Here is a 14,152-nt window from a genome sequence, read left to right on the forward strand (position 1 = left end):
TGTGACATTTAAGGGGGATGAGGTGAGAGGCTGGACAACGACCCAAGCGGGGCTCGTTACGGCTGCTTCCTTCCGGACCTGACCGGGTTGGCGAGGCGCTCGCCCGCGCCAACCTCTCAAGCCGTTACATAGTGGTCATATGCCGGATTCGCAAGAGGGCGCAGTGCCGTGTGTTTTCGGTGGGTGTGTGCCGGAAAAGATGAAGGGGCACCGCTTGGGCACCCCTTCACTCTGCTCGAAACTTTTGAGTGCGCTTTACCCCTGCGGACGTTCCGCCCAGCCTGCGAAGATTTTCTCAAGCCCAACGACGATGTAGTAGAGAAAGATGCCGAGGAACGCCAAAGCGATCAGAACGGCAAACATCAGCGGATAATCGGCGTTGATCTTGCCGCTATCGAACAGGTGTCCGAGACCGCGACCGTGCGGCTCTACAATCTCCATGAGGTTGGTCCCGATGAAGGCGAGCGTTACGGCAACCTTCAGTGCACCGAAGAACTCCGGAAGCGTTTTGGGGAGGGCGATTTTCCAGAAGATCGTCCATTTCGACGCCCCAAGAGAGCGCAAAATGTCGCGATACTCTGGCTCAAGCGTCGAGAGACCGATGGAGACCGCCACAGAGATCGGGAAGAACGAGATCATGAACGCGATCAACACCGTATTCAGGTTGTGTTGACCGATCAGGATCAGGGCGAGCACCGGAACAACAGTGGCTTTCGGGATTGCGTTGAAGCCGACAAGCAGCGGATAGAGCGCATCGCGCATCGTCCGCGAAAAGCCCATGACCATCCCGAGAAGCGTGCCGAAGATCACAGCAACCAACAGGCCCACGACCGTGCGCCAGAGCGTTTGCCAGCCGTATATGAGGAACAGATTCCAGTATTTCGTGTAGGCCGGAAGAAGGTCGGACGGGGACGCCATTTTGTAGTTCGGCCACTGGTTTACCCAGACGATGAATTCCCAGAACGCGAGGAAGATGATGATCGCGATGGTTGGCGTAGCGATTTTTTTCCAGTGTTTCATCACGCGGCCTCCTCATCCGGTGCGCGGCCTTGGGCGATTTCGATCTGATGGCGCAGGCGATGCAGGATATCGGTGGCTTCGGGCGTGTAGATGACTTCGAGGTCCGTGCGACCGCCAAGTTTCACGTTCTCGACATGCTGCGTGGTTGCGGGGCGACCGGAGAGCACGATCACCTCGTCGGCGAGATAGACGCTTTCACGTAGGTCGTGTGTGATCAGGACGCCTGTGAACGGTTCTTCTGCACGAAGGGCGTGCATGGTCTGCCAGAGGTCTTCTCGGGTGAAGGCATCGAGCGCGCCGAACGGTTCGTCCATGATGAGTACGTCAGGCTTGTGAACGATGGCGCGGCACAAGGAGGCCCGCTGGCGCATCCCGCCGGACAACTCGGACGGGCGTTTGTCCTCAAACCCCTCGAGACCCACGAGCGCGAGAAGTTCGCGACCGCGCTCTTCTTTCTGGGCCTTCGTCATTTTGTTCGGGACAATTTCGAGCGGCAAAAGCACGTTTTGCAGGATCGTGCGCCATTCGAGCATGACAGGGTTCTGGAAGGCCATTCCGACCGTCGAGCGGGGAGAGGTCACTTTCTCGCCGTGGAGCCAGACTTCGCCCTCGTCAGGTTTCATGAGACCCGCGACCAGTTTCGTCAGCGTGGATTTTCCGCAGCCCGACGGGCCGACGACAGCACAGAAGTCGCCCTCGGGAACGGAAATGTTGAGGTTGTCGAGAACGGGCAAGGGTCCGTTTTCTGTTTTGTAGGCGTGGGTTACGCCTTTGATATCAATGAGGTTTGCCATGTCTTCGCCTTTCGCCCGCATGAAAACGGGCGCGAGCCTGTGTAGGTCCCGCGCCCGCTCGCAATCTTTTCAGTCGATTACTTCAGCATGCGCGCGTCAGCGGCCGGCAGGTAGTCTTCGGTGAAGTAGAGGCTTGCGTCAGGGTCTGCGTTGAATTCGTAGACCATTTTCAGCTGCTCGAGGGAGCCGACGAAACGCTCTTCGTCGATGCCCCCCATGCCGTTTTCGGCGACGTAGTCAGTATAGACGTTGCCATCGATGGCGAGCTGAAGGCGACGGGTTTCCAGATCGAGGTCAGAAGCCGGGTTATACTTGATCATGTATTCCACAGCGGCTTTCGGGTCGGCGACTGCGTCTTTCCAGCCGGAAAGAACTGCGGACACGAAGCCTTTGACTGCATCAGGGTTTTCCGCTGCAAAGTCGGAGTTCACGATCAGAGCGTTGCCGTAGAGGTTCACGCCATAGTCGGACATCATGATGGTGGAGATGTCGTCCTCCGGCACGCCAAGGCGCACGAGGTTCAGATAAGACGAGAAGTTGAAGCCGGTGACAGCATCGACTTTGCCTTCTGCGAGCATCGGTTCACGGGTCGGGAAGCCGACCGGCTCGACGGTGATCGCTTCCATGTCGAGATCGTTCTCGGCGGCGAAGATCGGGAACTGTGCCCATGCGCCATCCGGCGGCGGAGCGCCGAGGACTTTGCCTTCGAGGTCTTTCGGAGCCTCAATGCCAAGCGATTTGCGGCCAACGACTGCAAATGCCGGAGCATCGTAGACCATCATCATGCCGATGACAGGTGCGCCCGGGTTCTGGTCAAGGAATTTCACCAGAGAGTTGATGTCAGCCATGCCGACCGGGAAAGCGCCCGTGGCTACTTTCGGGATCGCGTCGAGCGAACCTTGGCCTGCGGAGATTTCGACGGCGAGGTCTTGATCCGCGAAATAGCCTTTTTCAACGGCGGTAAAATACGGGGCGGCCGGGCCTTCGAATTTCCAGTCGAGGGCGAACGGCATCGCAGTCTCGGCATAGGCCGCGGTAGCGGTCAGTGCGAAGGCGGCGAAAGTTGTAATGGATTTGTTGAACATGAAGCTCCCCTGTTTCGTTCTTTGATAGAATGACCGTGAGAAGGGCGCCCCGCGAGTGCCCGTTTTACAATGTTGTATACGATTTTTGTGGTCGGTCAAAAATTGAGCACATAATTCAAATTTGCCCAATTGGTAAACAAATTGAAATCGTGCGACGCGAGGATGCAGGAGTGTGGCGCCCCGCTTCGACTCACTTGCGCGAAACTTGTGCGCTCCGGGTCAGAGATGAAGCCTATAGAGTGTGAACCCGTCCGACGTTTCTCCAGCCTCTTCGAGAGTGAGACCTTCGAGTTGTGAGATGTGTTTCTTCGCGCCAGGTCCTGTCTGGAACAGGACGGTGGTGTCGCCAATCGGTGCAAGTGACCAGTTATTGTCTGCCGTCGGATTGATCGTGCCTTGCTCAATGATGTAGCGCACGAGGATGTCGCGGTTTGTATCGGGGCCTTCGAAGACAACAGTCGTCCCGTCCGCGCCGGGAAACTGGCCGCCGCCACCAGCACGATAGTTGTTTGTCGCGATGATGAACTCCATGTCGTCCGTCACGGGAATGCCGTCATGGCAGAGATCGATAATGCGCGTAGCGGATGGGTCCAAAAGCTCTCCATATCGTCCGAAGCGGGACGGCTGGGTCACATCGATCCGGTAGGTCACTCCATCGACCACGTCGAAATCATAGGAGGGAAAGATCGGATTGAGCAGCAGGGCGTCGGTCGCGCCCGACGGAATCTGGTTGAAGAGCCCCGCTGACCGCTCAAGCCAGCCTTTGAGTTGCGCGCCGTTGATCCGAAGTGCGCGGATGGTGTTCGGATAGAGGTAGAGGTCGGCGACGTTCTTGATCGCGATATCGCCCGCTGGCACGTCCGTGTAATGGAGCCGACCACCGAGCCCGCCGGATTTGAACGGAGCCGCAGAGGAAAGGATCGGAAGGCCCTCGTGCTCTGTGCCCTGCATCATCTCTTGCACATACAGAATTTGCGCATTGGCAACGATCTGCACAGAGGGATCGTCGGCGACCAAGGCGAAGTAGGAATGAAGAGGCGCGGACGTCTTTCCGACTGGCCGCCGTACATAGGCGAGCGTTTCCTCGTGGACGTCCCGCACGGAGTCGAGGACGTTGGTTACACTCTTCACGAGGGGTGTGATGGAGTGATCAGGGTTAGTCTGGCTGATAGGGCGTGCCTCGACGGAGGCCTCCTGCACGCGCCAACTCTCTCCGTCTTTTTCGAGCAGGAGATCAATGACCCCGAGGTGGGAACCCCAGTGCCCTGCCATAGTCGCCGGCTTTCCGTGAATCAGCCCATTTTCTGCGTCGATCCCGTCGCGACCCTCGAAGTCCGGCGAGGGGAACACACCATGTGTGTGACCGGTGAGCACGACGTCGATCCCGTCAATGCCCGCAAGCGGGACCGCCGCGTTTTCCATGCCTGTGGTGTGTTCTGTTGGCCCGATACCAGAGTGGTTGAGGGCAATAATGAGGTCTGCGCCCTTCGCTTTCATTTCGGGAACGTAGGCGCGGGCAGTCTCGATAATGTCGCGTGCGACGACCTTTCCTTCGAGGATTTTACGGTCCCACATCATAATTTGCGGCGGCAGGAACCCGATCAACCCGATCTTGAGCGTCTGCGTCGCGCCGGTTCCGTCGATTATCTCTTGATCGATGAGAACATAGGGGGGCAGGAGCGTTGCGTCGTCGAGAGGGTTCTCTTGCTTGTCGACAATCGCATTTGAGCAGACGATCGGGAAATTCGCACCAGCGACGGTATTTAGCAGGAACTCCATGCCATAGTTGAACTCATGGTTGCCGAGGGTTCCAGCATCAAAGCCGATCGTGTTCATCGCGGTGATCATAGGGTGTTCGAGCGAATTACTCATGCCGCGTTCATAGGCGATATAGTCGCCCATGGGATTGCCTTGAAGGAAGTCTCCGTTGTCATAAAGCACGGAGTTGCGCGCCTCGGAACGTGCTGTTTCGATCAGCGAGGCCGTGCGCGCCAATCCAAAGGCGTTCACGGGTTGGTCGGCATAGTAGTCATACGGAAAAATGTGGACGTGGAGGTCCGTCGTTTCCAACACGCGTAGGTGCGCTTCGTTGTTACGTGCCTGTTCCGAAAATTTGTGAAGCGATGTCAAAACGGGCCCCGTTGTATCTTGTGCGGTATCGTCCACGTCGCGCGATGGATTTGGCGCTAAAATGAACAAGGTTTTCATGTAGTTCAATTCCAAACGCAGAATATCTGGGATCGCGGCGCGATGCTGTTCCGTGTCGCGAAACCTTGTCGCAGATTGGCAACAACTCGGGGCGTCGCGTTGCTCAGAGGTCGAGAAGCACTGTTGGCTTCGCAGAGAACTCTGCCTAACTGCTCCCATGAAAAACGAAGCGGTGGCTCTCGGAGCCGGAACACTGAACAGGGCGGCGCATCTACGTACCAAGACAGAGACCCTCGCGGCGGACACTTCCGCGCGTTGGCTTCCCCTGTGGCGCGGGCGCGTTCCTGTCTCTGAACACGGTGATTTGCAGTTTGGCTCGGCGCCGCCTGAAATCGCTGACGACTCTATCTTTTTGGGTCTTTTGCCTGACGGCGCTCCGGTTCTCGCGCATGATGTGAGTGCTTTGGAGCCGTTGGGCGATGAGGCAGAGGCACTGTCATCCTGGTCGACAGCTGCCGTGCACTGTGATGGACTGCCAGACCACGCATTCCATGACCTTCGCGCGGTAATGACGACGCTTTCCCCGCTTGAGGCTGAGATCGCCGCCACGGCGCGGGGGCTGTTAGAGTGGCACCGGAATCACGGCTTCTGCGCGCGCTGCGGAGCGCAAAGCCAGATGTCAGAGGGTGGCTGGCGGCGGGATTGCGGAGCGTGCGGAGGTCAACATTTCCCACGCACCGATCCGGTTGTCATTATGCTTGTGACACACGGGAATGATGTCCTCGTCGGGCGGAACGCGGAATGGCCGACCGGATTTTTCTCGATCCTTGCGGGGTTTGTCGAACCGGGGGAGCCGCTTGAGGCCGCTGTCCGTAGGGAAGTGTTCGAAGAGGCTGGCGTCAGGGTCGGCGAGGTCGAGTATGTCGCCTCTCAGCCATGGCCGTTTCCGGCGTCTCTCATGCTCGGGTTCCGGGCAAAGGCCCTGACCCGAGAGATCATCATTGACCCGACCGAGATCGAAGAGGCGCGGTGGGTGAGTCGAGAAGAAATGATGCAAATTTTTGCAGGCGAGCATCCTGAAGTGTCTGCGCCGAGAAAAGGCGCCCTTGCGCATTTCCTGATGCGCAAATGGCTTGAAGATCACCGCGCATAACCGAAAAAGATACTGAAACGTGAACCGAAGAGTGGCCCAAGCATGAAGTTTTCGACTCGCAAAGATATTGAAGCTCCGGCTGAGTACGTTTTCGCGCAGATCACGGATTTCGATGCGTTTGAACGTCAGGCAATGCGGCGTGGCGTTGAATTAACTCGCAAATCGCCCGCTCAGGCGCGCGGTGTGGGCGCCTCTTGGGTCCTCAAAGTTCCGTTTCGGGGTAAAGTGCGGGATATGACGGCCGAGATTACGGAAATGGATGCGCCGAACGTCCTCAAAGGTCTCGCGGTGTCCGGTGGTCTGAATATGGAAATGACTGCGGAGCTCGTTCCCCTGTCACCCCGTAGAACGCGCCTGACCTTTGGATATGACGTGCGTCCGAAGAGCCTCACCGCGCGGATTCTCGTCCAGTCGGTGAAATTCGCCAAAGGCACGTTACAAAAACGATTCGAAAAACGGGTCGCGACATACTGCCAGCAGGTGAGCGATCAGTATGCTGACTCGGTTAAAGTCTGATCAGTTCCGACGCGGGTCAGCCGGATAGACGCCGAGGATTTCGACCATCTCGGTGAAATAGCGCAATTCGTCGAGCGCAAGACGCACATTCGGGTCGTCCGGGTGCCCCTCGATATCCGCATAGAACTGCGTTGCAGTGAAAACGCCGTCGACCATGTAGCTTTCGAGCTTGGTCATGTTGACGCCATTTGTCGCAAAGCCACCCATCGCCTTGTATAGCGCAGCGGGAATGTTGCGGACGCGGAACATGAAGGCAGTGACCATCTTCTCTGCACGACGGCTATGGTCCGGTTCGCGGGACATAATCAGAAAGCGGGTCGTGTTGAGTTTGTGATCCTCGATGTGACGGGCGAGGACGTCCAATCCGAAAATCTCGCCAGCCAGCTCAGAAGCGAAAGCACCGATAGATTCGTTGCCCTCTTCCTTCACCGACCGCGCAGCGGCGGCGTTATCGGACCAATTGAAGGTGCGCAGACCATGCTCTTTTACGAAACCGCGGGCCTGTCCGAGAAGAACGGACATCGCGCGGACGTCCTTGATGTCTTCGATTTTGGTGCCGGGCAACCCGAGTAGGTTCACATGCACGCGGACGAAGGTTTCATCGATGATATGGAGACCGGAATCAGGCAGCAGGTGATAGACGTCTTGCACACGACCGTAGGTCGAATTCTCGACGGCGATCATCCCGAGATCAGCCGCGCCGGAGCGCACAGCCTCCATCGCATCTTCAAAAGTCGGGCAGGGAAGCGGCTCGTAATCAGGGCGCGCCTCTGCACAAGCTTGGTGGGAATAGGAGCCCGGCTCCCCCTGAAATGCGATGCGAGAGGTCATTTTCTTGCCCTGTTGCCAAATTGTTTTGCGCTAACCTTGCTTGCGGACGGTGTTACACCTTGAAATGAATCATGGGAAGCGGGTAGTAAGCGCGCGACGAACCTATATGAACGGAACGCGATATGTTCAACACTATGACCCTTGTTAAGATCGTGGGCGGCGTTTGCGGCACCTTCTTGATCTTCCTTTTCGCTAATTGGGCTGGCTCTGCAATTTACGCTATGGACGCAACTGGCCATGATGGCGAGCATGCTCAGGCCTACGTCATCGCCACCGGTGATGAAGACGTCGTAGAAGAAGAAGTCATCGAAATCAGCTTCGACGAACTGCTCGCGTCTGCCGATGCAGGTAAAGGCGAACGTGTCTTCAACAAATGTAAAGCCTGCCACAAAGTTGACGGCTCCAACGGCACCGGCCCGCACCTCGATGGTGTGTTCGACCGCGCAGTCGCTTCTGTCGATGGCTTCGCTTACTCCGATGCAATGGTTGCTCATGGCGGCGCATGGGACGCTGAAGCACTCAACATCTTCCTTGAGAATCCGAAAGCTGTTGTTCCGGGCACCAAAATGTCCTTCGCAGGTCTCGGCAAAATCGAGGACCGCGCTGATCTGGTTGCTTACCTGCAGTCGATCTCCGGCTGATCGCGATATATTTCCTGCCTCTTCGGCAGTTTGAAATTCGGAAACCCTGTCCGCTCCGGTGGACAGGGTTTCTTTTTGGGCTAACACTCCTCTCGTGCCTGACTGCTCACGGAAATTCGACTGCATGTTGCTTGCATGTGTGACCGTCGTCCCATTACCGTCATGAAACAGCGGCACTGTGCCAACGGTTTGAACCAACCTGAGAGGTCAAAGATGATTCAAAAATCCGTTTACCGTGTATTCGCACCGGTTTTTGCATGCGTTTCAGTGCTTGCGGGGGCGGCGACAGCGGAAGACGCCGAGATCATCACCTCCACATGGTATTCCGAATGGAATGAGGCAAAATATGCCGAGCCTTTCGATCATCTCGATTATGTGAACCCGGACGCTCCGAAGGGCGGCTCGATGTCTCTCGGCACGGTCGGCACATTCGACAGTATGAACCCCTATTCGACGCTCTCCGGAACGCCTGCGGCTTTGTCGACAGTCATGTACGAGCGTTTGATGGTCAGCACTGACGATGAGTTCAAATCCGTCAGCTATTGCCTGATTTGCGAGACCATTGAGTATCCTGAAAGCAAGGATTGGGTGATCTTCAACCTGCGCGACGACGTGACCTTCTCGGACGGAACGCCGATGACGGCCGAGGATGTGGCATTCACCCACAACAAATTCATTGCAGAGGGAACGCCGTCCTGGAGGGCGGGCGTCTCTGCGATGATCGAAAAAGTCGAAGCTCTCGATGAGCACACCGTCAAATTCACCTTCATGCCCGACATCCCTCGCAATGGCCTGATCGAACAGGCGGGCGCGACACTCGTGATGAAAAAGGCTTGGTATGAAGAGACTGGTCATCGCCTCGACGAGAAACGCTATGAAATCTCTCCGGGCACCGGGCCCTATATGTTTGCGGGATATGATGCGGGGCAATGGGTCGAATACACGCGCAACCCGGACTACTGGGGCGAAGACCACCCGCTCAACGTGGGGCGCAACAACCTTGATACCATCCGCGTTGTCTACTTCGGCGACACAGTTGCCGCGTTCGAAGCCTTCAAGGCTGGAGACATTACTTTCCGGCAGGAGCGGTCCTCGCTCCAGTGGGCGACCGGTTATGATTTCCCGGCCCTCGAAAAAAGTTGGGTGAAGAAGGACGAGTTGCACAACGGCGCTTTGCCTGCGGCGCTCGGGTTCCTTTTCAACCTACGTCGCGAGAAATTCCAGGATCGCAATGTCCGCCTCGCACTCGGTCTGATGTATAACTTCACATGGACGAACGAGACGCTCCAATACGGTCTGTTCACCCAACGTGTCAGCAACTGGCAAGCGCCAGGCCTCATGGCCGAGGGCTTGCCCGAAGGCGCCGAGCTTGCCGTGCTCGAAGGGGTGAAAGCGGATCTTCCAGACGCGATTTTCACCGAAGAGGCGTTCATGCCGCACACCTCCGGAGAACGCTCGCTCGACCGACGCAACATGCGCCAAGCCATCGCCCTCCTGGAGGAAGCTGGCTACACGCCGGGTGACGATGGAATGATGCGCAATGCCGCAGGGGAGACACTCGATGTCGAGTTCCTGCATTACAGCCCGTCTTGGGACCGGATCATCAAGCCCTACGTCGAAAACCTGACCGCGCTCGGGGTGAATGCGCGCTACAACCGTATCGACCCGAACCAGTATCAGGCCCGCACTCAGAGCTTTGACTACGACATGCTTTACGATGGCTATTCGAACGGGTTTGAGGAAGGGTCCGGTTTCTTGCAGAAATACGGGTGTGAGGACGTCGATGACATCTTCAACCCAGCTGGCTACTGCAATCCTGCCATCGACAAGATTGGTGAGGAACTGATGAAGGTCGAAAGCTACGAGGATCTCACGGCCCACGTCCGCGCCGCCGACCGTATCATGCGCTATGACTATTTTATTGTGCCTGCACATATGAACGATACCCATTGGGTCGCCTACTACGACATGTACGAGCACCCGTCCGAGGATAAAATGCCGCCTCTGGCTCTGGGACAGCTGGACTTCTGGTGGGTGAATGCCGAGAAGGAAGCTGCGCTGCGTGAAGCGGGCGCCCTGAAATAAGAACAATAAAGAGCAGGACGGGTCATGGGAGCCTATATTCTCCGGCGCTTGCTACTCATTATTCCGACGCTGGTCGGGATCATGGTGGTGAACTTTGCGTTGACGCAATTCGTTCCGGGTGGGCCGGTGGAACAGGTCCTCGCGAACCTTCAAGGCGAAGGCGATGTGTTCGAGAACATCACCGGCGGCCAAGGCGATATCGACATTTCGATCGACGGTCAGGCCGCCAGCAACGCGACCAATACGTATGAAAGTGACTACGTCGGCGCGCGTGGACTTCCGCCGGAGTTCATCGAGGATCTGGAGCGCCAGTTTGGCCTCGACAAGCCGCCGCTAGAGCGTTTCCTCTCAATGATGTGGAACTACATGCGGTTCGATTTTGGGGAGAGTTACTTCAAATCGGAACGTGTGCTCGACATGGTCTGGGACAAACTGCCGGTGTCGATCTCGCTCGGCCTCTGGGCGACGCTGATTTCTTATATGATCTCCATCCCGCTTGGCATCCGCAAAGCGGTGCGCGACGGGTCGAGCTTTGATACCTGGACTTCAGGCATCATCATCGCCGCCTATGCGATTCCGGGCTTTCTCTTTGCGATCATGTTGCTCGTGCTTTTCGCGGGCGGGTCGTATTTCCAGATTTTCCCGCTGCGCGGTCTCACCTCGCCAAACTGGGATGAATTGAGCATTCTGGGCAAGATCGGGGACTATTTCTGGCACATCACGCTGCCGGTCGTCGCCTCCGTGATCTCGTCCTTCGCGACTCTGACTTTGCTGACCAAGAACTCGTTCCTCGATGAAATCCGCAAACAGTATGTGGTTACCGCGAAGGCCAAAGGCCTCTCTGAGTCCCGCGTGCTTTACGGTCACGTGTTCCGCAACGCGATGCTGATCGTGATCGCAGGTTTCCCGAGCCTCTTCATCGGTGTGTTCTTTGGTGGATCGGTCATCATCGAGACGCTCTTCTCACTCGATGGATTGGGACGCATGGGCTATCAGGCCGCACTTGAGCGCGATTATCCCGTGATTTTCGGCACGCTCTTCTTCTTTGGCCTCATTGGCCTCGTCGTCGGCATCCTGTCCGACTTGATGTATGTGTTTGTTGACCCGCGCATTGATTTTGAACGGAGGGACACATGAAGATCTCCGAGCTGAACCGCAGACGTTGGCGGAATTTCAAATCGAACCGCCGCGCCTTTTGGTCGCTGATCATCTTTTCGATCCTGTTTGGGCTGTCTCTGTTTGCCGAGTTCCTCGCGAACGACAAACCGATCCTCGTGCAGTATCGGGGCAGCTACTACATGCCAATCTTCAAGTTCTATCCCGAGACTGAGTTCGGCGGGGATTTCAGGACAGAAGCGGTCTATCGCTATCCGGAGGTTCAATGCCTCGTCGCGACCGGCGGGATGAACATCTGCTTCGACGATCCGGAGGGGTACCTCGAAGACGCCAAGGATGGTGTCGTTGAGGGGGAGCAGGTCGAGAAGGGCTGGATGATCTGGCCGCCCATTCGCTACTCGTTCAACACGCAGGTTGAGGGTCCGGGTGCGGCACCTTCGCCGCCGACGTCGCAGAACTGGCTCGGCACGGATGACACCAAACGCGATGTGGTCGCGCGCGTGATCTACGGTTTCCGCTTGTCCGTCTTCTTCACCTTGATCGTCTCCGTCGCGGCTTCGCTCATCGGGATTGTAGCCGGCGCGATCCAAGGCTTCTTTGGCGGGCGCACCGACCTCATCTTCCAGCGTGTGCTGGAGATTTGGGGCGCGATGCCGTCGCTCTACGTGATCATCATTCTATTCGCCATTCTCGGGCGAAGTTTCTGGCTCCTTGTCTTTGTCACGATCCTCTTCGGCTGGACCGCGCTGGTTGGCGTGGTTCGGGCAGAATTCCTGCGGGCGCGGAACTTTGAATACATCCGTGCGGCCCGTGCGCTCGGTGTGTCGAACTGGGTCATCATGTTCCGCCATATGCTTCCGAACGCGATGGTGGCGACCCTGACGATGCTGCCCTTCATCGTGACGGGGAACATCGGGACGCTCGCGTCGCTCGACTTCCTCGGCTTCGGTCTGCCATCGAGCTATCCGTCGCTGGGTGAATTGACGCTTCAGGCCAAACAGAACCTTCAGGCCCCGTGGCTCGGCTTCACGGCCTTCTTCACCTACGCCATCATGCTATCGCTCCTCGTCTTCGTGTTCGAAGGCGTCCGCGACGCATTTGATCCGAGAAAGACCTTCCGATGAGCCTCCTAGAATACAAAGACCTGCGGATCGGGTTCCGTCAGGACGGCGGCGTGGTCGAGGCCGTCAAAGGCGTCTCCTTCAAGATCGAGAAGGGGGAGACAGTTGCGCTCGTGGGTGAATCCGGGTCCGGCAAGTCGGTCACGGCGCTCTCCTCTGTGAACCTTTTGGCCGACACTGCTGTGATCGAGGGATCGGTCACATATGAAGGGCAGGAACTGGTCGGTGCCTCCGAGAAGACCCTGCAAAAGCTGCGTGGCAACGATATCAGCTTCATCTTCCAAGAGCCGATGACCTCGCTTAACCCACTCCACACGCTCGAAAAACAACTCGCCGAAGTGATGCTGTTGCACCAAGGGCTCACGGGAGAGCAGGCGCGGGCGCGGATTATCGAGCTGTTGGATCAGGTCGGCATCCATGATCCGGAGAGCCGCCTCAAGGACTATCCCCACCAGCTTTCCGGTGGCCAGCGTCAGCGTGTCATGATCGCGATGGCGCTCGCGAATGAGCCTGAGTTGCTCATCGCGGACGAGCCGACAACGGCGCTGGACGTGACCATTCAGGCGCAGATTCTCGAACTCTTGGCTGAACTGAAATCGCGTCTCGGGATGTCGATGCTTTTCATCACGCACGACCTCAATATCGTCCGGAAATTCGCGGACCGAGTCTGCGTGATGAAGGACGGGGAAATCGTTGAGACTGGCGTAACGAGCGAGATTTTCGACAATCCACAGCATCCGTATACACAAATGCTCTTGGCCGCTGAGGCGACGGGGCGACCGAACCCTGTGCCCGAAGACGCGCAAATCGTTGCAGAGACGAAAGATCTCCGCATTTGGTTTCCGATCCAACGGGGCCTCCTGCGTAAAACCGTGGGTCATGTGAAGGCCGTGAACGCCGCAACATTCTCGGTGCGAGAGGGGGAGACCGTCGGCATCGTCGGTGAGTCCGGTTCTGGGAAAACCACCCTCGCGCTCGCAATGATGCGCCTGATTTCCTCCCAGGGGCCGGTGGTCGTGCTGGGGAATGATATTCAGGGCTGGTCCAACAAGAAGCTGCGCCCGATGCGGGCCGACATGCAGATCGTGTTTCAGGACCCTTATGGATCGCTCTCGCCGCGGATGACCGTGGAGCAGATCATCTCCGAAGGTCTCGGCGTCCATCAGGTCGAAGGATATGCCTCCAAAGAGCAGGCTGTAATCGACATCATGCGCGAAGTGGGCCTCGATCCTGAAACGCGGCACCGCTACCCGCACGAGTTTTCAGGTGGTCAGCGGCAGCGGATTGCGATCGCACGGGCGATGATCCTGCGGCCTCGTCTCTTGGTGCTCGATGAACCAACATCGGCGCTCGATATGACGGTGCAGGTTCAGATCGTGGAGTTGTTGCGCAAGCTTCAGGTGAGCCACAAGCTCGCGTATCTCTTCATCTCTCACGATCTGCGCGTCGTGCGCGCCCTGAGCCACAAGGTTCTTGTGATGAAGCGCGGCGATGTCGTGGAGATGGGGACGGCGGATGAAGTTTTCGAGGCCCCCAAAGAAGACTACACGCGCGCGCTCATCAGTGCTGCGCTCGACCTCGAAGTCAAAGAAGGCGCCGGAGTTTAACCCGACGCCTTCTCAAAATTCCGATTACACTGTTG

General features: G+C 57.3%; 12 protein-coding genes and 1 other RNA gene. 7 read left to right on the forward strand and 6 right to left on the reverse strand.

Annotation, left to right across the window (positions count from 1 at the left end; translation table 11 throughout):
* Window positions 1–20: 20 nt before the first annotated feature.
* From ffs to LA304_RS12885, 5 genes are all read right to left on the reverse strand, one after another.
* Window positions 21–119: signal recognition particle sRNA small type (ffs, locus tag LA304_RS12865), an RNA gene on the reverse strand.
* A gap of 136 nt (window positions 120–255) precedes the next feature.
* Window positions 256–1,020: an ABC transporter permease gene (locus LA304_RS12870; protein ID WP_224503564.1), complete on the reverse strand. Its 765-nt coding sequence runs from the start codon at window positions 1,018–1,020 to the stop codon at window positions 256–258.
* A complete protein-coding gene (locus LA304_RS12875) occupies window positions 1,020–1,814 on the reverse strand; it encodes an ABC transporter ATP-binding protein (RefSeq protein ID WP_224503565.1) in 795 nt (264 codons plus the stop codon). Before LA304_RS12875 ends, LA304_RS12870 begins: the two co-directional genes overlap by 1 nt.
* Before the next feature lie 77 nt (window positions 1,815–1,891).
* On the reverse strand, window positions 1,892–2,899 hold the full coding sequence (locus LA304_RS12880) for an ABC transporter substrate-binding protein (RefSeq protein ID WP_224503566.1): 1,008 nt from the start codon (window positions 2,897–2,899) through the stop codon (window positions 1,892–1,894).
* A gap of 219 nt (window positions 2,900–3,118) precedes the next feature.
* Window positions 3,119–5,107 (reverse strand): bifunctional 2',3'-cyclic-nucleotide 2'-phosphodiesterase/3'-nucleotidase, encoded by a 1,989-nt coding sequence (locus tag LA304_RS12885; protein ID WP_396022191.1) that lies wholly within the window; start codon window positions 5,105–5,107, stop codon window positions 3,119–3,121.
* A gap of 157 nt (window positions 5,108–5,264) precedes the next feature.
* Between LA304_RS12885 and nudC the strand changes: the two genes are divergently transcribed.
* On the forward strand, window positions 5,265–6,200 hold the full coding sequence (nudC, locus tag LA304_RS12890) for an NAD(+) diphosphatase (protein WP_224503568.1): 936 nt from the start codon (window positions 5,265–5,267) through the stop codon (window positions 6,198–6,200).
* Window positions 6,201–6,242: 42 nt separating this feature from the next.
* A complete protein-coding gene (locus LA304_RS12895) occupies window positions 6,243–6,716 on the forward strand; it encodes an SRPBCC family protein (RefSeq protein ID WP_224503569.1) in 474 nt (157 codons plus the stop codon).
* On the opposite strand, the gene LA304_RS12900 is transcribed toward LA304_RS12895, so the two are convergent.
* Entirely contained in the window at window positions 6,717–7,547 is an 831-nt protein-coding gene (locus LA304_RS12900) for a prephenate dehydratase (RefSeq protein WP_224503570.1), read from the reverse strand.
* A gap of 122 nt (window positions 7,548–7,669) precedes the next feature.
* Between LA304_RS12900 and LA304_RS12905 the strand changes: the two genes are divergently transcribed.
* The 5 genes from LA304_RS12905 (at window position 7,670) to LA304_RS12925 (ending at window position 14,117) form a co-directional block, all read left to right on the forward strand.
* On the forward strand, window positions 7,670–8,188 hold the full coding sequence (locus LA304_RS12905) for a c-type cytochrome (RefSeq protein WP_224503571.1): 519 nt from the start codon (window positions 7,670–7,672) through the stop codon (window positions 8,186–8,188).
* Between the two features lie 213 nt (window positions 8,189–8,401).
* The gene (locus LA304_RS12910) at window positions 8,402–10,273 is read left to right on the forward strand and encodes an extracellular solute-binding protein (protein ID WP_224503572.1); all 1,872 of its coding nucleotides are present in this window, start codon (window positions 8,402–8,404) and stop codon (window positions 10,271–10,273) included.
* Between the two features lie 24 nt (window positions 10,274–10,297).
* Window positions 10,298–11,410 (forward strand): microcin C ABC transporter permease YejB, encoded by a 1,113-nt coding sequence (locus LA304_RS12915; RefSeq protein WP_224503573.1) that lies wholly within the window; start codon window positions 10,298–10,300, stop codon window positions 11,408–11,410.
* Entirely contained in the window at window positions 11,407–12,513 is a 1,107-nt protein-coding gene (locus tag LA304_RS12920; protein WP_224503574.1) for an ABC transporter permease, read from the forward strand. Before LA304_RS12915 ends, LA304_RS12920 begins: the two co-directional genes overlap by 4 nt.
* Entirely contained in the window at window positions 12,510–14,117 is a 1,608-nt protein-coding gene (locus LA304_RS12925; RefSeq protein WP_224503575.1) for an ABC transporter ATP-binding protein, read from the forward strand. Before LA304_RS12920 ends, LA304_RS12925 begins: the two co-directional genes overlap by 4 nt.
* Window positions 14,118–14,152: the final 35 nt, after the last annotated feature.

Source organism: Celeribacter litoreus (assembly GCF_020165855.1).
In the GTDB taxonomy this organism is placed as follows: Bacteria; Pseudomonadota; Alphaproteobacteria; order Rhodobacterales; family Rhodobacteraceae; genus Celeribacter; species Celeribacter litoreus.

Bases quoted from the DNA above. Each gene is read 5' to 3' on its own strand.
- LA304_RS12870 (WP_224503564.1), bottom strand. From the start codon at position 1,020: ATGAAACACTGGAAAAAAATCGCTACGCCAACCATCGCGATCATCATC.
- LA304_RS12875 (WP_224503565.1), bottom strand. From the start codon at position 1,814: ATGGCAAACCTCATTGATATCAAAGGCGTAACCCACGCCTACAAAACA.
- LA304_RS12880 (WP_224503566.1), bottom strand. From the start codon at position 2,899: ATGTTCAACAAATCCATTACAACTTTCGCCGCCTTCGCACTGACCGCT.
- LA304_RS12885 (WP_396022191.1), bottom strand. From the start codon at position 5,107: ATGAAAACCTTGTTCATTTTAGCGCCAAATCCATCGCGCGACGTGGAC.
- nudC (WP_224503568.1), top strand. From the start codon at position 5,265: ATGAAAAACGAAGCGGTGGCTCTCGGAGCCGGAACACTGAACAGGGCG.
- LA304_RS12895 (WP_224503569.1), top strand. From the start codon at position 6,243: ATGAAGTTTTCGACTCGCAAAGATATTGAAGCTCCGGCTGAGTACGTT.
- LA304_RS12900 (WP_224503570.1), bottom strand. From the start codon at position 7,547: ATGACCTCTCGCATCGCATTTCAGGGGGAGCCGGGCTCCTATTCCCAC.
- LA304_RS12905 (WP_224503571.1), top strand. From the start codon at position 7,670: ATGTTCAACACTATGACCCTTGTTAAGATCGTGGGCGGCGTTTGCGGC.
- LA304_RS12910 (WP_224503572.1), top strand. From the start codon at position 8,402: ATGATTCAAAAATCCGTTTACCGTGTATTCGCACCGGTTTTTGCATGC.
- LA304_RS12915 (WP_224503573.1), top strand. From the start codon at position 10,298: ATGGGAGCCTATATTCTCCGGCGCTTGCTACTCATTATTCCGACGCTG.
- LA304_RS12920 (WP_224503574.1), top strand. From the start codon at position 11,407: ATGAAGATCTCCGAGCTGAACCGCAGACGTTGGCGGAATTTCAAATCG.
- LA304_RS12925 (WP_224503575.1), top strand. From the start codon at position 12,510: ATGAGCCTCCTAGAATACAAAGACCTGCGGATCGGGTTCCGTCAGGAC.